11 protein-coding genes are annotated in these 19478 nt (G+C 44.4%); 2 read left to right on the forward strand and 9 right to left on the reverse strand.

The window, feature by feature from the left end:
• Positions 1–1531 precede the first annotated feature (1531 nt).
• Both DWU89_RS08110 and murB read right to left on the reverse strand, forming a co-directional pair.
• Positions 1532–2287 carry an MBL fold metallo-hydrolase gene (locus tag DWU89_RS08110; RefSeq protein WP_115499142.1) on the reverse strand — a complete coding sequence of 252 codons (756 nt, stop codon included), beginning with the start codon at positions 2285–2287 and terminating at the stop codon, positions 1532–1534.
• Entirely contained in the window at positions 2288–3325 is a 1038-nt protein-coding gene (gene murB / locus DWU89_RS08115) for a UDP-N-acetylmuramate dehydrogenase (protein ID WP_262405914.1), read from the reverse strand.
• Positions 3326–3554: 229 nt separating this feature from the next.
• On the opposite strand from murB, the gene DWU89_RS08120 reads away from it, so the two are divergent.
• Both DWU89_RS08120 and upp read left to right on the forward strand, forming a co-directional pair.
• Positions 3555–3845, forward strand: coding sequence for an HU family DNA-binding protein (locus DWU89_RS08120; RefSeq protein WP_115499143.1), 291 nt, complete (start codon positions 3555–3557; stop codon positions 3843–3845).
• A 109-nt stretch (positions 3846–3954) separates the two neighbouring features.
• Positions 3955–4608, forward strand: a complete 654-nt coding sequence (upp, locus tag DWU89_RS08125) for a uracil phosphoribosyltransferase (protein ID WP_115499144.1) — start codon at positions 3955–3957, stop codon at positions 4606–4608.
• A gap of 9 nt (positions 4609–4617) precedes the next feature.
• Here the strand turns inward: upp and DWU89_RS08130 are convergent, their stop codons facing one another.
• The 7 genes from DWU89_RS08130 to DWU89_RS08160 form a co-directional block, all read right to left on the reverse strand.
• Positions 4618–7014, reverse strand: a complete 2397-nt coding sequence (locus DWU89_RS08130; RefSeq protein ID WP_244205877.1) for a sensor histidine kinase — start codon at positions 7012–7014, stop codon at positions 4618–4620.
• Positions 7015–7155: 141 nt separating this feature from the next.
• Positions 7156–10656, reverse strand: a complete 3501-nt coding sequence (locus DWU89_RS08135; protein ID WP_115499145.1) for a DUF1080 domain-containing protein — start codon at positions 10654–10656, stop codon at positions 7156–7158.
• A 22-nt stretch (positions 10657–10678) separates the two neighbouring features.
• Positions 10679–11935, reverse strand: a complete 1257-nt coding sequence (locus tag DWU89_RS08140; protein ID WP_115499146.1) for a Gfo/Idh/MocA family oxidoreductase — start codon at positions 11933–11935, stop codon at positions 10679–10681.
• Between the two features lie 68 nt (positions 11936–12003).
• Positions 12004–12894 carry a sugar phosphate isomerase/epimerase family protein gene (locus DWU89_RS08145; protein WP_115499147.1) on the reverse strand — a complete coding sequence of 297 codons (891 nt, stop codon included), beginning with the start codon at positions 12892–12894 and terminating at the stop codon, positions 12004–12006.
• Between the two features lie 106 nt (positions 12895–13000).
• Entirely contained in the window at positions 13001–14794 is a 1794-nt protein-coding gene (locus DWU89_RS08150) for a RagB/SusD family nutrient uptake outer membrane protein (RefSeq protein WP_115499148.1), read from the reverse strand.
• Between the two features lie 18 nt (positions 14795–14812).
• Positions 14813–18340 (reverse strand): TonB-dependent receptor, encoded by a 3528-nt coding sequence (locus tag DWU89_RS08155; RefSeq protein WP_167451651.1) that lies wholly within the window; start codon positions 18338–18340, stop codon positions 14813–14815.
• A gap of 110 nt (positions 18341–18450) precedes the next feature.
• Complete coding sequence (locus tag DWU89_RS08160; protein ID WP_115499149.1) at positions 18451–19416, reverse strand: FecR family protein; 966 nt, start codon at positions 19414–19416, stop codon at positions 18451–18453.
• Positions 19417–19478: the final 62 nt, after the last annotated feature.

The raw sequence follows: 19478 nt of genomic DNA on the forward strand, positions 1-19478 counted from the left end.
GTGATTATATAATCTACCACTCATCGTTCCTATCGCAATGAAACGACAAGATACAATGAGGGCTGTATATAAACATCCCACGGGACGTTCCCGTTGCTTTGTTCCTGACAAACTGTTTAGAATTTGCGAGATTCTTGAATCGTCAAAACCAAAGCGTTCAGTAAACGCCTTTATGTATATGTGCCCCTCTACCGCATCACTATGAATGACACCAGCGTGAGAGGAAACATTGCAAATATAGTAATTTATTATTTTATCTCCGGTAAGAAGTGAATCATTATTTATAATTCAATACTGACAAGTTTCAAATCTCCTGCAAACCTAATGGATTACAATAACCCCCTTTCCGGCGATTTTTCTATTTCGTCCAAAATTCTGATCCATTTTGGATTGACTCTTTTCATTGTTTATCCCTTCCTGTCTGACAATAGGTGGGGGTGAGGTGCGCAGCCCGTTTTGAAAAGTATTCTTTTTGATTGTCGGAAGGCAGAAATGCCGACAAAGTGATAAAGCTTAACTCCCAGAGAATCGAATATTTCAAAATAAAACGGACGGCGTTCCAAATATCCAAAGGAAATTCAGGGGCTTTTTTGCCTTTAAGACGGTCCTCTTTTCAATTACGACCGTCCTAATCTCCATTATGACCGTCCTAATCTTTGCGAGCTACCGAGTGCACTACACATTAGAACAGTCGTAATGGCAAAGAGGACGGTCGTAATGGCGGAAAACGTTCAAAAAAGAGGAAAAAGTTCCTTTTTGAGGTCAAAAAAGCGGTTTAACATTTGTTTGAATTAGATCCTCTTTTTGGCCGGAAAAATGCGTTTTATACAATAAGCCCCCCGAGACAGTTGAAAGTTATAAGGGATCATGAACTATCCTGTTTCGCACTTCGACGCGGGATCACAAAAGAACCTGCCGTATCCACACATAGATGCAAATTTATCAAATACGATCTCTCCAAACTTTCAACTCCCGGGGGGGCTTATTGTATAAAACGTGTTTTTCAGGGTGAAAAAATATTCGAAGCCGAACAAATGTTAATCCACTATTCTGCCGTCAAAAAGAGGCTTTTCCCTATGATCTGGCATCTCGCTTCCGTGAAGAGGGACTTTATTGCTCTGATCCGGAACTTTGTTGCCCTGAAGTCGGACTTCATATAACACGAAGTCAACCTTCAGAGCGATGAAGCGTTACTTCACGGCAATTTTCTGCGCACTTCACGGCGACAAGCCCCCAAAATTTCCTTGGGATATTTGGAACGCAGTCCGCCTTCGTTCGCAAATATTCAATTCTCCCGAAGTTAAGATTTATCACTTTGCCTCTGTTTCCAGTTTTCAGTAACCAAATTGCACGCTTTTTGGAATAGACTCAGCACCTCATTTCATCTACAGTCATCCGTAAAGTCCAAAACCGTGAAAAGAGTCAATCCAAAATGGATCAAGATTTCGGACGAAATAGAAAAACGTCCGAAATAGGGGTTATTGTCTTTTTTCCAATTTACAGAAAGGTCAAAACTAAGAAATAAGGAGTTTCAGCACGAAACATGCAACCCGTCATAAGCCAAATGGACATGCGGCGGCAGTTCCTTCTCGACCTCGGCATGGAGGCCGATGCGGTGGCTCATGTGGATCAGATAGGATTCTTTCGGACGGATGCGCTCGATATTGGCGAGTGCTTCTTCCAGAGATTCATGCGTCGGGTGAGCGCCTTTCCGGAGGGCGGTCAGGATCAGCAGGTCCAAACCTTCCAATTTGGCATATTCTTCTTCCGGCAGATACTTCACGTCCGTGATATAAGCCATATTGCCGATACGATAGCCGAAGATAGGCAGTTTGCCGTGCATCACCCGGATAGGCGTAACCGGCAAGCCGGCTGCCATAAAGGGCTGGTCTGTTATCCGGTGCAGCTCCAGGTTCGGAACACCGGGATAGCGGTGGGCACGAAAGGCATAAGGCATACGCGTTTCGATCGCTTCCGCCACATAGTCTTCGGCAAAGATGTCGACCCCTTTTTCCCGGCAAAAAGGACGAAGATCGTCCAGTCCGCCGACATGGTCATAATGTTCGTGCGAAATCAGGACCGCATCCAGCTGATAGGTCCGGTTCTTAATCACCTGCCAACGGAAGTCCGGACCGCAGTCCAGCAAAATCCGTTTCCCGTCGGTTTCAACCAATACCGACGTACGCAAACGCCAGTCGCGCTTATCCGTGCTTGTACACACCTCGCACTGGCAACCAATCTCGGGGACACCCGTAGAAGTCCCCGTCCCTAAAAACGTAATTTCCATTTAACCGACATATTTAACTTCTGGCATGATCTCGATACCGAACCGGTCATTGACTGCCGTACGGATGCTTTCGGCGACCAGTGCGATTTCATGCCCTCTTGCATCTCCTAAATTAACCAATATCAACGCCTGCTTCTCATAGACTCCGACCGGGCCGTGCGATTTGCCTTTGAAGCCACATTGCTCGATCAGCCAGCCGGCCGGGACTTTCACCTTCCCCTCGCCTGCCGGATAAGACGGCATCTCCGGATACTGTTCTTTCAGCTTCTCATACTGCGCAGCCGGGACGACTGGATTAATGAAGAAACTGCCTGCATTTCCCAACTCATCCGGATCGGGCAATTTCTGACGGCGGATCGAGATCACGGCGTCGCGCACTGCCTGCAATGTCACCTCCGGATATTTGGCCAGTTCTTCCTTCAAATTGCCATAACCGACAGAAAACTGAGGCCTTTTGCTGAGACGTATATATATATATGTAACAATATACGGATCATTATGCTCATTTTTAAAGTAACTGCTCCGATAACCATAGAGGCATTCTTCGTTTGTAAACGTACGCTTCTCGAACGAAAGCTGGTTATAAGCCTCCACCGCCTCGATCACATCTTTGATCTCCGCCCCGTATGCCCCGATGTTCTGGATTGCGGCAGCACCGGCTTCTCCGGGGATAAGCGAGAGGTTTTCAATGCCGCCCCAACCTTTGGACACGGCATAAGCCACCACGTCATCCCATTTTTCGGCGGCACCGATACGAAGCAGGACGGAATCGTCTGTCTCCTCCGCCACGGAAATGCCTTTTATCTGCGAATGCAGGATGATCCCGTTGAAATCGTTTATGAACAGCAAATTGCTCCCGCCACCGATATGAAGCGACAGGCATTCCTGGAAATATTCATCCCGGAGGATACGTCCCAACTCTTCTTCACTTGCATATTCCATGAACCAGCGGGTCTTTACCGGGAGATGGAAAGTATTATGTTTTTCCAACGAATAATTCTCTTCTATTCTCATTTTACGTTCTGTATTATTTTTCATGACAAAAATAACTATAAATATCAAATTCATCAGTACATCCACTAAAAAGCCTTTCAAATATCGAAACCGAGAGACCATTAACATTTTTTGTTTCGCAAAACGTAACAAACGCACGCAAGCGTTGTTAAATAAGAAATGAACGACGTTTTCTTTATATGCAAAAAGCAACACAACATATAGACAAAAAGCGTACATTTGCCTTGAAAATCATAATTAAATAGAAACATTCATGAACAAAGCAGAATTGATCGAGGCCCTGGCCCAGAGATCGGGATTACAGAAGCAGAAAGCAAAAAAAATGTTGGACGCTTACATTGAGATTGTTACAGAAGCGATGTCTCACGACGAAGAGATTGTATTAATTGGTTTCGGTACATTGATACCGCGTCCGCAGACCAGCCGTTTGGCCCGTAACCCAAAAACTGGTACTCCAGTTATGATTCCGGCCAGAACAACCGTGAAATTTAAACCGGGAAAATATTTGTTGGATGCAATCAACAAACCCGGAGAAAAGAAGTAAAAAAGACTTTTTGCACTATCAAAGAAGGCAGCCTAAAAAAGGTTGCCTTCTTTTTTGCGATCTGTGCAAATTATAACTAAATTCGGCACCGGAAAATAACAATTTAATAATGAAAATAGTTAATCTTGGAGAATCGAACTCGGTTTTAAACCGGTTTGTCGCCGAACTGCGCGATGTGAATATACAGAAAGACAGTATGCGTTTCCGCCGGAACGTCGAACGGATCGGCGAAATTATGGCTTATGAGATCAGTAAAGATTTTACTTACAGCTTAAAAGGCATTCAGTCACCTTTAGGAATAGCCCCGATGAACACACCGGACGACCGGGTCGTTATCAGTACCATCCTGCGTGCCGGACTCCCCTATCACCAGGGATTCCTCAGCTATCTGGACAATGCGGAAAATGCTTTTGTTTCCGCCTACCGCAAATACAAAGACCGCTTGAATTTCGACATCCACATCGAATATATCGCCTCCCCCCGGTTAACAGACAAAACCCTGATCATAACAGACCCGATGCTGGCAACCGGCAGTTCGATGGAATTAGCTTACGAAGCCTTGCGTACAAAGGGACATCCGGCCCATATCCATGTCGCTTCCATCATCGCCAGTAAGCAGGCCATCGAATACATCCAACGCAAAATGCCGGACGATATCACAACCATATGGGTCGCAGCCGTTGACGACAAGCTGGACGACCATTCCTATATCGTTCCCGGATTAGGCGACGCCGGAGACCTCGCCTATGGTGAAAAAGAATAAGAGATTGTCTTAGCGGGGTAAAGTAAACCAGAAGCAAGAGCCCTTGCCTTCTTCGGACTTTACTCCGATATGTCCTCCCATCTGCTCTACGAAACTTTTGCAGATGGAAAGTCCCAGACCGGTGCCCTGCTTAAAGCTGTTTCCTTTATAAAAACGGTCAAACACGTGTTGCTGTATCTCGAGCGGCATCCCATCTCCCGTATCCGTCACAGAAAATTCCACGCAATTCTGGCGTAAACGGTAATCAAGCGTAATCACTCCCGCATCGGTATGTTTGATCGCATTATTAACAAAATTGGACAAGACCTGTGTCAACCGCACTTTGTCGCAATGGTAGACATAAGGAGGCAGATCCGGAGCCGCGCAAAGCGTAACACCCACCGGCACCTTAATCTTCATCGACACAACCAATTCGTTATACAGTTCCTGCAAATCAATATCGGTTGCCTTCAATTCGATTGTTCCGGATTCGATCTTGGCCAGGTCCAGCACATCAGAAATGAGTTGCAGCAACAGTTCGTTATTTTTTTGGATGATATCCACGAACTGTTTCTTTTCTTCCGCATCATCCGTATCCACCAGCAAAGTAGAAAAACCGACAATGGCGTTAAGAGGCGTCCGGATCTCATGGCTCATATTAGCAAGAAAAGCAGATTTCAGGCGATCCAGTTCCTCTGCCTTTTCGCGTTGTTTTTGTGTTTCCTTCAGTTCGGTAATATCGTAGTTCACACAAATCATTTCTAACTTATCCGCATCGACGGACTGCATATTACGCATAACATTCACACGGGTCCATTTCCATCCATCGCCATTTTTGATTCTCAATTCCTTCCGGAGGCTGTTTACCTTTCCCTGTTTTACACGCTCAAAGAAATTAAGCATCACTTTCCGGTCTTCCGGATGAACATGATTATAAACGCCGATTATCTTCGACAAAGGCGTTCCCTCTTTTTCTCCCAGGTTCTGATACCATTGATTAATGGCATAACCGTCACGCGAAAGCAAATCAAACTTCGCATATCCGACTTTTGCAAAGCGGCTGACTAAGCTGAAAAAGTGCTCGAACTCTTCGATACGGCTATAAGCCACCGCCTTATCGGTGTTATCAAGATTGATGAACAGGTAATTTATAAGACTACCATGCGCATCATAAAGCATGCTGACCTTTGTAAAAAGGTCGATTGTTCCACTTTTCTCTGTCGGGTAATAATCGTCTTTCCGGATTTCATTAAAAGAATAAGATTGGCGGAAGGAAACAGGTTCACGGGAATGCAGCTTTTCCCGTATCTCAACAGGGATCATCGGATTGTCAAAAATATTAACCCCAAAAGCCACCTCTTTGGCAGGAATACCGAATATCTCGGCATTCAGATTATTCATATCCACCAGATAGCCGTCTTTATCATACAATTCGATACCGACAGGAATATTTGTATAGATATTACGGAGCAGTTTTTCACTATGATCCAACGCTTCGTTGATTCGTGCCATCTTTGTGATGATACTGATTATATTGGAAAGGGACGAGAGCCATTGATAATCTTCCAAGCTCCACAATCGGTGTTTATCTACAATATCGACTCCCATATACCCCCAAGGTTCACCCTTGATTATCAAGGGAATCAAAATCGATGAACGAACACATCGCTTCTCCAGATAACGCTTTTCCTCCGATGCTTCGGCCGGCAGTTCATCTAAATTATTAATCAGAACCGGATATAAGCTCTGTATTTTCCGTGTGGACCAGGGCAATGTGGAAATCGGAATCTTTTGCAGGGAAAGACGGACAGGCGTAACCCCTTCGCTACAAACCTCGTATGTGCAACTAATACTCTGTTCGTCGTCATATTCCATAATATAAACACGTCCTCTCGTATCTATCGAAAACAAAATCTCCGTCAAAGCCAGATGAATCGATTTATGCAAATCATTTGTCTGTATGAAGGAGTGCAAGGCACGCGAAAGACTTCCCAAATGCCGGAGGATACCATCGATCTGGCTGTTTACAATCGGTTTGTTTTCTTCGACTTCGCTAAACGGAATCAGCTGCAAAATCCCCAATACCGTTATTTTTCCGTTTGCATCTTTTTCACGCTTACAGATCTTAGTACGGACAAACTTGACTCCAAAACAGGTCTTAAGCGGAAATATTTGTTCATATATACCTATTTCTTTAAAGAAAGCAAATTCATTGGCAATACGGTCTCGGTAATCTTCACGGATTAAAGCAAGGAAATCACGAATAGGCAGTTGTGGACCATCCAATTCTAACAGACTAATCAAAAAGTCCGAGCAGATATAACATCCGCGTTCAAAATCAGCTTCCCACCAACCAACCTGGGCATTATCTAATAATAATCGATACTGGTCTGTCTCCATGAGCACTTCATTAGTTAAATATGACACAAAATTCGTCATTATAAACCAGATCTACAAATTTATTCATGTTAATATTCAAGGCTTTTCAGACAAATAACCAGCATAAAAAAATTGCAGTATAAACAAATAAATGCTTATACTGCAATTTAACAATGTGATACAGAACTCTTACTTCAGTTCTTTAATACGGATGTTACGGAATTTAACAGGAGAACCATGTCCTAAGAAGCCGATATGTCCCTTCTTATTGAAAAGTCCCGGATGCTCCTTATGGTCGGGTGTTCCGTTCTTGGTCGCCTCACGGATATTACCATCCAGGATCACAACACCGTTTACCGTCACACGGATATTATCGCCATCGGCAACAATCTCCTCATAATTCCATTCGCCCACAGGTTTGAAGGCGCTATGATGATCCGCTTTAGCCGGGATAATACCATATACGGAGCCATGATGCTGCAAAGGAGTTATATCCTTGTAGATCGGATGTTCGCAATCCAGAATCTGGATTTCCATTCCGACATAAGCGGCATCTCCTTCCATCGGAGTACGGATTCCGACACCGTTATTGGCACCCGGAGTCAACTGGAATTCGAAACGGTAAATAAAGTTGCCGTATTCATTCTTCGTATATAAGTTGCCACCGTAGCTCTTGCTCGGAATCATGGAGATGGTACCGTCTTCCAATGTATAGTCGACCGTATTGCCTGTCCATTCATGCATATTCGTTCCGTCAAACAAAATCTTGAAACCTTCTTTCTCCTCTTCGGCGGAAAGTTTGAACGGTTCCTTGCGTTCCAATTCCTTTACGTAAATGTTACGGTAATAGACTTTACTGCCGTGAGCCTGCAATTCGATCTGTTCAACGGGGAAGATCGGAAGCTTACGATCCCAGTAGTTTTCAAGGATCACATCGTCCACCACTTTTTCTCCGTTCAGGACAACCGTTACACGGTCACCCACCATCTTAATATAGAAACTGTTCCATTCGCCTAATTTATTGTCGGCCACTTTCGACGGTTTGCTTTCGTTCACCTGGTTGTTATACAAACCACCCGAACCGACCTGTGCGCCTACATTCACACGGGAAGTATCCCAGATCTGAACCTGTGGAGTGCCACGCAGGTAAATACCGGCATCCGCTTCGGGACCAGCCGGATCAAGCATCCAGTCTACATACATTTCGAAATCGCCATATTGTTTCTCCGTACACAAGTTATCATAACCGGAGCCTTCGAATACCAACAAGCCATCTTCGACTTTCCAGTCCCTGCGCATGTTCTCATCCGCCTTTTCCTGTGCTTTCGCCAATTGGGCCGGTTTCATCTTCGCACGGGCGATCGGGTTCTCGACAAGCCCTTTCCAGCCAGTCAGGTCCTTGCCATTGAAAAGAGAGACGAAGCCTTCTCCCTGCGGCATTTCAGCCAGATGCTTCTTGATGGCTTCCTTCTGATAGCCGGCGTCCGGGTTATCGAGCACTTCCATTACCTTATTCAACAAAGCACGGACATTGGTGCCCATATACTCCTTGTTGCCCAAAGCAATGTTCATGACGGCATTGGCAGCAGCTTGCTGTACAGGCTTCTGATCCAGAAAATCACCGGCGTATAACAAGCCGAGGAATGTGCCGGTCTTTTCAACCTGCCGCAAGATTGCGATCTTCTGTGCATCTGTCTGTGCAATTTCCATTGCCTTACGCAGGCTCAACAAGCGGTTTTCACCGGTCCGTTCCGGAGAAGATACCAATTCGACAAAACGATTCAATGCAGCCGTTCTAATTTGCGAGTCGCCCGATTTGGCAATTTCATACAGATAATCGGCAGCACGCAAATCTTTCCATATTAACAAGGCACCTACTGCAGCATCTTTTACTGCACCATTTCCCTTTTCACATCCTTCGATGATTAAGTCAAGCGCACTCTGCTCACCAGTCGAAGCCAAGACAAAATAATACAAATATCCTTTATCACCGGCCTGCAACATACGACGTGTTACCGTTTCCACCTGCCCAGCGGGTGACAATGATGATAAGGCAGAAATCACCGCACGCTGCATAGGAGGAACAGCCAAGGCATCAGCCGTTTCCAGCATACCGCACATATTTGTGATATCACGTTCGCCCACCACATCTTTCAGCGCCACATATGCCGCTGCTTTTACCTCCGGAGAACCGGACTGTATCTGTTCCAAGACTGTGTTGATATTAGCAGTCGCCTTACGCATAGCTAACAACTCCAACCCGGCAATCTTACCGGCATTGGCGGCAGAAGAAACCGCTTTTGCCACAGCTCCGTCGATATCCCCCGGGAAGGCAGCCAAAGCATCCTGGCCCAGCAATACAATCTGCTTGTCGTCATTCTTCAGCAATTCGGCCAGCGAAGGGATATAGGCCTTATCGCCAATCTTAACCAATGTCCAGGTAGCAGCCTGCTTCACATTAAAGTCGGCATCGCGAAGTTGTTCCAGCAGCACTTGTCTGGCAGGAAGATCAAAGCGGATTTCCAGATCCCGGATAATATCATGCTTGGCGGGCTTTTTAGCCTCACGTCCGATCCAGTTCAGGATATCGACTTTCAGTTCCGGTTTAGCTTTCGGCAGCATCTTCACCAGTTCGATATACAAATCCTTATCTGCAAAACAAGAAGCATAATCCAATGCGGCATTCCGGTAATTCTTGCTCGGGTCCTTCATGGCCGCCACTACGATTTTAGAAGCTCCTGTTTTATCGGCATCTTTCCCCTTTGCTTGTTCTTTTTGCTGTCCGATTGCCAACTCTGCCGAAATCATAGCTTGCAAAGCTGCTTCACGTGTCTGCTCCTGCCCGGCTTTAGCGGCATCTTTCTGCAATTTCTTTGCAGCCTTTAGAGCATCCGTATAATTTCCCTGTGCAATCACTCGCTTGATCAAGGCTATATAAGCTTCGTTCGCACCGGTTTTTTCCATCGTGTACCCGGCATTTGCAGCAGCATCCGCCAATGCATCCAGCGATTCGCGGCTTCCGGCACGGCTCAGTGCATAGAGTACAGCCTTCTGCATATTCGGATCGGAAGCACCCAGCAAAGCTTTCAAGACCGGCTCGGCTTCTTTCACCTGTGCATCTGCAATCGCACGGATCACGTCTTTCTGCGTTTTCGGAGAACCGGAACGGCTCTTCAATGCAGCTACCAAAGCCTGTCCGGACTTTTCACTACCGATAGCAGCCAAAGCACGTGCAGCAGGTCCGCTTAACGATTCATCATTCAGACAGGATGCCAGTGCGTCCACACATTCATCTTGTCCTAAAATCTGTAGTTGACGGATGATAAACGCTTTTGTTTCGCGCTCATTCACCATTTCCAATGCTTTCAGATAAGCATTAGCCGTTGTCAGGCGGGCACTTTCCTCCCCTTTCGCCATGACATAATGCGTCAGGCCGCTCAAGGCGTAATCCACATTCGCATTGCTGCCTTTACCCGGTGCATTAATCATATTAACCAGCATCAGGACACCTTCTTCGCCGGTAGAACTCAGATCGCTTATCAGTTTATTATACTCCGCTTGCTGTGCCGCAGGCATTTGAGCCAACACATCGGCAGCGGTCGTTTTGGCCGTACGGTTGGCCGGTGTCTGCGCCATCAGCATGCTTCCGCATAGCAGTAAGGCAGCTATTGATATATATGCTTTTCTCATATGTTTTTGAATTTTGAATGAATTAAATATTCCAGGGAGCTCTCATCGGCTGATCCAACAAACGATTCGCAGCCTCATCATCAATAAATTCAAGTTTCACAGGATCGAAATTCAATGTCCGGTTCAAGCGGAGCGCCGTTGCACCCATATTGACAATTGTAGCCGAACGGAATCCGTTGCGTTCGTTCAGAGCAAACGGCTGACGGGTTTTCACACATTCGATAAAATCCGTAACCTGTGGTTCCGGTTCGGGATAATCGGCAAGTTTCTTCTCCCAATCAGGAATATCGCATACAAAATTCTTATAAACATTACCTTTCGGACCGGCAATATACGGCGTATTCGGATCTCCGAAATCGCCTCCCCAAAGCACGATCTGGCAACCATCGTCATAGGTATATGTGATCGAGCGCCATGTACCGACAGCATCCGGGTGCTGTTGCGGGGCATCTACTTCCACCTTTACCGGGCTGGTTTCGTCTTTGCCCAATATATATTGCACAGGGTCGATGTAGTGCTGTCCCATATCGCCCAGTCCACCGCCATCATAATCCCAGTAGCCACGGAAAGTCTGGTGTACACGGTGCGGATTATAAGGCTTGTAAGGAGCCGGGCCGAGCCACATGTCATAATCCAGTTCCGACGGAACGGATTGCGGTTCGAGATACTCTTTGCCTACCCAATAGAATTTCCAGTCGAAACCGGTATGTTTACTGATCGTCACCTTCAACGGCCAGCCCAGCATACCGCTCTGCACCAATTTCTTCAACGGCTTGACCGGCGTACCCAACCCATAGAACTGGTCGGTAAAGCGGAACCAGGTGTTCAAACGGAACATACGCCCGTATTGCTTCATTGCTTCCATCACCCGCTTGCCCTCTCCGATCGTACGTGTCATCGGTTTTTCGCACCAGATATCCTTACCGGCTTTAGCAGCCTCGACCGACATAATTCCATGCCAGTGGGGAGGCGTCGCGATATGGACGATATCGACATTCGGATCCAGAATCAAATCGCGGAAATCATGATAAGCGGCTATTTTATCCTTCACCAGGTTTTTCCCTAACTCCAGGTGTTTCTTGTCTACATCACAAACGGCAACCAAACGCGTACCGCCGTAATTCACATGGCCTCTTCCCATACCTCCGGTACCAATGATACCTTTAGTCAATTGATCACTCGGAGCTATATACCCGTTTCCCAATACGTTACGCGGCACAATTGAGAAAAGAGCTACACCTCCAAGGGTTTTCAGAAAACCTCTTCTGCTTGTTCTCATAGTAGAAAATAATTTATATAGATTAGCAACTATTTCTTTAAAAATATAAACAATATCAGACAAAGATACTAATTATCCAATAGTCCCTGCAGATATTCACGAGTTTTAATAACATAATCATGCCGTGCACCGTTCAATTCGCATTCAATGGTCAGTGCTCCCTGGAAACCTTGTTTCTTCAGTTCTGCTATAACAGCGGGAAAATCGACTTCTCCTGTTGGGATCGGCACTTCTGCGCCTAATTCATACGGATTATTAGGATCCGGATATTTACCGTCTTTTGCATGAAATTCCTTAATCAGATTTCCGAACTGTTTCACGGCATCCAGAGAATTGGCCTTTCCATACATCAGTAAATTAGCCAAATCGCAATTAATAAACACATTACCCGTACCTATATCTTTAATTGCACGGATCAAAGTTGTCGGGGTTTCCTGCCCTGTTTCAAAATAGATCATGACATTCCGCTCTTTCGCATAATTGGCCAAATCCTGCATAACCCGGATAAAATCCTTATATTGTTCGGAAGAGGGATCTTCCGGAATAAAACCGAAATGAGAATGCATGGCCGGCACTTCAGCCATTGCGCAGAAATCGATCATTTCATGATACACCTTGATTTTTTCAGCCCGCTCTTCTTTCGGCACCAGGCCTATCGTCGCCGGTCCCTGACGGAAATTCCAGACACTACGGCTTCCCGGCACACCGACAACCGTAGTTACCTTAATATTATGTTTCTTCGACGCCGCCTTCACTTTTTCAGCAAACTCTTTGGTCAGCGTATTGTTCCGGTAACTCAGTTCGCAAGAACCGAATCCCTGGTCATGCAAATCCTTAAAGCTTTTATCTATATTGCTCAAATCATACTGAATAACGCCGATCGTGATATTATTCTGAGCCTTTGTTTCGGAGAACACAAATAACAAAGCAAAAATCAATAAAGAAAGTTTAGTTTTCATCGCCTGATACAGATTAAGTTTATAAATAAAATGAAAAGAGGGACAACCAAAGGGTTGTAAGTCTTTTGGTCTCCCTCCTTTGAGTATAAAAAACAAAAGTAATAATTTATTCCATTGTCGGATTGAAAGTTCCGCCCCAATTATTATTTTGTTCAAGATTCGGATTCTGATCGATATTACTCTTTTGAATCGGGAAGAAATAGAAAGATTCTTCAATCACAAATTCCCTTTCTGCAGCTTCCGTATAAGGAACCTGATGAATCACATAGCGAAAATCACCTGTGGTCAATTCGTTGTTGTTTATCTTTGTTCTTGCCGTATTCAAACTCATATCAGTTCCATCCGGATTGATAGCAATCGCCTCAAGACCGTGTTTAGTCCAACCGGCCAGCTTCATCATGTTACGCGTACGGCGCAAATCCCAAAAACGATGACCTTCAAAACACAACTCGATATTACGTTCATCCAGAATAGCCTGGCGGATTTCTTCGCGGTTGCCGACATTCAGACCATAAAGGCCATCGCTTCCTGCTTCAATTCCGGCACGTTTACGAATTTGTTTCAACATTTCGACTGCCACATCCGAATGTCCGGTTTCATTGGCTGCCTCAGCATAAATAAACATTACTTCTGCAAAGCGCATCAAGATGTAATCGATATCATATGTCATTACCTTATCTTGAGTCAACGTCAAATCCGCAGCTTTGTAAATATAGAAACCTGAAAAAATATCGTTATTCACAGCATTGGTATGCGCAGCAGGATTCACGCCATACTGGTCGTCCGGGCTACTCACACCCAGTGCGTTATATTGCCGGTAATCAGAAGGTTTCCCTGCCACCGGATATTCACGACCATTATATAAGCACACATTATTAAAACGGGGATCCCTATTCACCCAGAAAGATTTCAGCAAAGCCTGTTCATCACCCACATAATATTTACTTGTCGGATCATCATAGCGCTTGCCATCCATCATCGGGAAACTTTTCACAAATTCCCAAGTCGGATTACTATAAGACTTATCACGACTGACCGATGCCGGACGAGTCGTATATTCCCAAGATGAAATTTTGTTCGGATTAGAATTTACTACGGGGAACACCACTTCCGGTCCCTGCTCCTGTATCCAAATATTTGCGTATTCAGGAGTTAACGAAATACCTTTAGCCACGCAAAAATCATAAGCCTCTTTTGCTGCCGTATAAGCCTCTTCCCAATAAGGATTACCATAGGAGTTACTCGGATTGAACTGAGGAGATGCCTTCAACAACAAAGTCTTTGCTTTCCAGGCTTTCGCAAAACATTGGTCGATACGACCATAATCTGCAGAACTGCTTGCAATCTTTTCAGGCAGTAATGATATGGCATGATCCAAATCTTCCACCATGAACTGGAAACATTCCGGTGTGGAATTACGTTTCACATACAGATCATCCTTATCTTTATCCTGAGGAATTTTAATATAAGGGACACCACCATGATGTATAACCATCCAATAATAGGTATAAGCACGCATAAAATAGGCCTGGCCTAACAACCCATTAGCCGTTTTGCTATCCAATAATCCCTCTTCCAAGCGCTTGATGGCTTCATTGATATGACGGATCGTCGTGTAATCCCATTTTTTATAGGCACCGCCTGTTTCCGTAATAGTGCCTAAATACCAGGGCATACCGGTCACTTGTTCCGAATTATTATCCGCTCCGGCATTCCAGTTGCCAAAACACTCCGAATAAAGATTATTCACATAAGCGGTTGCCAAGCTGGCATCGTCCCAGACCATAGATTCATCATAACTATTCAAGTTATCGATATCCAGCGTATCACAACCGGTTGTCATTCCGCCTAAAACGAGAACGGCACTTATTATTGCATATTTAATTTTTTTCATTTTCATATTCTTTCTGATTTAAAATTAGAACGAGAAATTAAGGCCAAAGGAAAAAGTTTTCATCAATGGATATGAATCATAATATTTCTGTTCAGGATCCAAGAACTCTGTTACTACTGAAATACAGAACAAATTGGTTGCATTGGCAAACACCTGAGCACGCGAAATACCTAACGGACGAAGAATGCCCATTGGCAAATCATAGCCGATGTTCAAGTTCTTCAAACGAAGATAAGCGCCGTTACGCATCCAGTAACTGGTGTTTCCGGCTCCGGACTCATACCAACCAGAACCTACGATACGCGGATAAACACCATTCGGGTTACGCTCCGGATCATATACTTTGTCGCTTGTCCAAATCGGGAAATAAGGACGGACAGCACCACCATGCTGGTAGAAACCACCATCGACACCACCGACAAAACGATCATACTTGCCGACACCTTGGAAGTGGACATCCAGAGTAATACCTTTCCACTTAATATTACCACCAAAACCGTAGTTAATACGTGGCGTTCCGTTTTCACTCAACAAGTTATATGCGTCATTTCCATCGATACGTCCATCAGGACCTTCCGTATATCCGTCACCACGCGTATCTTTATACAAGATTCCGCCCAAATACGGATCACGTCCATATTGTTTGAAACCTTTCGCTTTCAAAGCGTCGACTTCAGCCTGGTCTGTCAGCAAGTGATCGGCAATCAAACCGATCAAGATACCATCGGCTTTCCCTACAGGTGATAGGGCATGAAGATTTCCACCTTCCTGATAAGTAGCAGAAACATCCAATACGTCCCATTTATCACGGGCAAAACCCAAATTCACATAGGCAGAATAATCGATTGCCCCGTTAGCAGCCTTATCCATCCAGGTTAAAGACAGTTCACCACCTCTCCATGAACGCTCAGCATAGTTTTCCGGAGCCAAGCTTTGGCCATACGTATTCGGGAGTGTCACTGTACGTGGGCCCAAAATATCGACCTCCTTACGATAGAAAGCATCGAACGTACCGGACAAACGATTATTAAAGAAACCGAAGTCCAAACCACCATTATAAGTCGTGGAAGTGGCCCAAGTCAATGTCGGGTTAGGAGTCGCACCGGCTGTAATTGTATTGGCTAAATTACTGCCGAATATATATGTGCCACCTGTATTATATTTCTGCAAATAAGAAAATGCTGTAATCTTATCGATCGGGTCCTTACTCAAATCCAAGTCATTACCAGTCGTTCCATAAGATGCACGCAATTTCAAATTGCTCAACCAATCGGATGTCTTTTCCATAAACGGCTCCTGACTGATACGCCATGCAGCAGATACAGACGGGAAGAATCCCCAACGGTGTCCGTCCGGGAACAAGGTATTGCCATCATAACGGAAAGAGAACTCGGCAATATACTTCTGATCGAACGTATAATTGAAACGACCTATCCAGGAAAGACGTCCACCGGTATATTCTTCCGCATCTCCCCAACGGCGTTCCGCATCTTTTGAATAATTAAACATCTGATCGATATTGGCAAGCGGTTGTTCGCCTTTAGCCTGTACCCATTCACCACCGTTGGCAGCCTGTTCAAAAACGATCATACCGCCGACGTCATGTTTGCCGAACGTATTTGCATAGTTTACGAACCAGTTGAACTGCTCTGTCCATAACTGCTTGGCACGGTAATCCAGGTTTTCATAATTCTGGGAAAAGTTGAATGTATTATATTCATTCAAATTCAACGGAGCCGGCAAAAAACGGTTTCCTTCCGGATCAGCCTGTTGGAATTTGTAATTTTTTTGAAAAGTCATGAATCTCTTACGGGAATAGTCATGGCCGATATAACTTCCCATAATCTTCGTACTCAAGCCTTTCGTGATAAAGTCAAGATTGAAATCAAATGAAACAATACCATTCATATTACGACGGCGAGTCTTCAAATAACGGTCACCCACAACTTGGTCAACCGGGTTCCATCCCTGCCATGAACCATAGTCCTGATAGATCGGGTAATCCGTAATAGTAGCAGATGGAGTTCCATCCAGGTTAGAATAAAAAGGCGTTGTCTTCATCGCATTGAACGTACAACGATACAAGTCGTAAACAGCCTGGTCATCATCGTCCGAGAACGGCCAATAGAAACGTTTGTCATTCGATTGGTTTGCATCCAGGTTTACATTCATCTTGATATATTTGCTCAATTCCATCGTCAGGTTCGAACGCAAAGAAAATTTCTTGTTTTCCAAAGAGACATAAGAACCCTCTTCCGCCAGGAAAGATCCCATTACATAATATTGAACCTTTTCACTACCGCCTGTCACACTCAGAGAATGTTTCGTATTCCAAGGATTCTGCCAAATGTAATCGTTTACATTATAGTTAATATTATTATCGCGGAAATAAGCATATTCAGCTTCACCGTTAGGTTCTTTCGTCCCTTGGAAACGTGCAACCGCATTTTGATAATCCAAATCATCGATAGCTGTCCATCTGTCTGCGAACAATTCCTGGGTAGACTTGCTGAAAGCATAGGAACCCTGGTAGTTAAACACAGGTTTTTGGTTCTTGACACCCCCTTTGGTCGTCACCAACACGACACCATTACCGGCAGCTGATCCATAGATAGAAGCCGATGCGGCATCTTTCAGGAAACTCATCTGGTCGATTTCGTACGGTTCCAGGTTATCAAACGCTTCTTTATCGCGGATAACACCGTCTATAACGAATAACGGATCGCCAAAACCACCACGCATACGGATTTCGGAAGAAGCTCCCATCAAACCGGAATTACCTGTAATAGTTGCACCGGGAGCGCGTCCGGCCAAAGAGTTCGACAAGTTAGTATTCGGAATAACCGAAAGTTCTTCTGCTTTTACATTCGAAATAGAACCTGTCATATTGACCTTCTTTTGCACACCGTATCCGACAACGACAACTTCGTCCAGTTTCTGGGTATCTTCATGCAAGGTAATCTGAAACGAGCTTTTATCACCTGTCACCTGTATCGTTTGATCCAAATATCCGATATAAGAAACAAGTAAAGTCGCTCCGTCAGGAATTCCATCCAATGTAAATTTACCGTCGGCATCCGTCACCGTTCCGACACCGGCACCGTCTTTAAGGATAATATTCGCCCCGATAACCGGCAATCCCGTATCGTCGATAACGACACCGGATATCGCTTTTTTCTGTTGCTGGGCCATAGCCACAACCGGCTCGGGTTGGACATATTGTTTCACACTATTATCTTTCAGAAATACGCGGTTATGAACAATCTTGTAAGAGATACCGGTATTCTTAAAGACCTCTTTCAGAACTTTTTCAATACGTTCATTTTTAAGGCTAACGGAAACTCTGGATATTTTCTTATTCAACAAGGCTTCGTCGTAAGAAAATTCGTATCCGGTTTGTTCACTAATACTTTGTATCACTGCACCGACAGTTGTACTATTCAACGCCAGTTCCAGATTCACATACAAAGAATGTGCATCCCCTTCCGCCATTGCGGGCGATGCAGCTGTCAAAAACATTGCTAATGTCGCAATTGATGCTTTTTTAATCATACATGTGATTCAATAATGTTAGTACTAAGTTTTTTTAAGTTACAGTTTTCTTTTGTTGTGTGTGTTTTCTTTTTCCTGTCTGTTATTTCTTCATAGGCATTCCATTTTTATTATTCATATATAAATATTTCTTTCCCCTCTATCCTATACCGGATCGGGGCTAAATACTTCAAGAGGTTCAGAATGTCAGGCAAGCTTTCATCCTCATTGATCACACACCGGAACTTACGCTGGGCAAGCTTCGATGATTCCAGATTTATGTTCACATTAAATTTTACGGAGAGTTGATTGACGATTTCCCTAAGCGTGACATTTTCAAAGACAAACTGGTTCAGCCGCCACGCTGTACTTATATTTACATCCACAATCTCTGTGGAATATTCGTTCTTATAGCTATTATATGTCACCTTTTCTCCCGGTGACATATCTAAAACGGCATTTCCCTGCTTATCGAGCAGAGCTACTTTACCCCTTGCTAAAACGGTTTCTACATTTTTATGCTTCTCGTCTGTTTTTACATTGAAAGCCGTTCCGAGAACTTTGATATTTACATAATTCGTTGAAACATATAGTGGAAATTGCGCATTCTTTGCAACGTCAAAGAATGCTTCTCCTTGCAAGGAGAGTTGACGATTGTTTTTGGCAAAAGTTTCGGGCATCTTCAAGGAAGCCCCTTCCTTCAACCAAACAGTCGACCCATCTGCAAGCATAATTTTTTTCACATCTTCCCCTTGCTTAACCGTAATCGTCACATAATTTTCAGGTTTCAGATATTCCCATCCCACATAAGAAAAAGAAACAAACAACAAGATCACAGCCGCATATTTCATTACAGAGCGGACAATGTCAAACCGCCTTCTACGATTTATCTTGCCATTCACTTCATTCAAAGCGCTTTCAATATGCCCTGGGGTATTATATCGCATAAACTTCCATGAAACACGAAGGTTTATCAATTTGGAATAAATATCTTCATTCTCAATCGACCGTGCGCGCCACTCCTTCACCGCCTCCATTTCTTCCGGAGAAAGTGTGCCGACCAAATATTTTACTAAAAGTCTATAATCAAAATCCATTTTATTTCCTTTCATCTATAGCAAAACGAACAACTCGGGAAAAATACGGAGCAAAAAAAGTA

Origin of the sequence: Parabacteroides acidifaciens, from assembly GCF_003363715.1 — a bacterium.
GTDB classification, from domain to species: Bacteria; Bacteroidota; Bacteroidia; order Bacteroidales; family Tannerellaceae; genus Parabacteroides; species Parabacteroides acidifaciens.

Bases quoted from the DNA above. Each gene is read 5' to 3' on its own strand.
- DWU89_RS08110 (WP_115499142.1), bottom strand. From the start codon at position 2,287: ATGGAAATTACGTTTTTAGGGACGGGGACTTCTACGGGTGTCCCCGAG.
- murB (WP_262405914.1), bottom strand. From the start codon at position 3,325: ATGAAAAATAATACAGAACGTAAAATGAGAATAGAAGAGAATTATTCG.
- DWU89_RS08120 (WP_115499143.1), top strand. From the start codon at position 3,555: ATGAACAAAGCAGAATTGATCGAGGCCCTGGCCCAGAGATCGGGATTA.
- upp (WP_115499144.1), top strand. From the start codon at position 3,955: ATGAAAATAGTTAATCTTGGAGAATCGAACTCGGTTTTAAACCGGTTT.
- DWU89_RS08135 (WP_115499145.1), bottom strand. From the start codon at position 10,656: ATGAGAAAAGCATATATATCAATAGCTGCCTTACTGCTATGCGGAAGC.
- DWU89_RS08140 (WP_115499146.1), bottom strand. From the start codon at position 11,935: ATGAGAACAAGCAGAAGAGGTTTTCTGAAAACCCTTGGAGGTGTAGCT.
- DWU89_RS08145 (WP_115499147.1), bottom strand. From the start codon at position 12,894: ATGAAAACTAAACTTTCTTTATTGATTTTTGCTTTGTTATTTGTGTTC.
- DWU89_RS08150 (WP_115499148.1), bottom strand. From the start codon at position 14,794: ATGAAAATGAAAAAAATTAAATATGCAATAATAAGTGCCGTTCTCGTT.
- DWU89_RS08155 (WP_167451651.1), bottom strand. From the start codon at position 18,340: ATGATTAAAAAAGCATCAATTGCGACATTAGCAATGTTTTTGACAGCT.
- DWU89_RS08160 (WP_115499149.1), bottom strand. From the start codon at position 19,416: ATGGATTTTGATTATAGACTTTTAGTAAAATATTTGGTCGGCACACTT.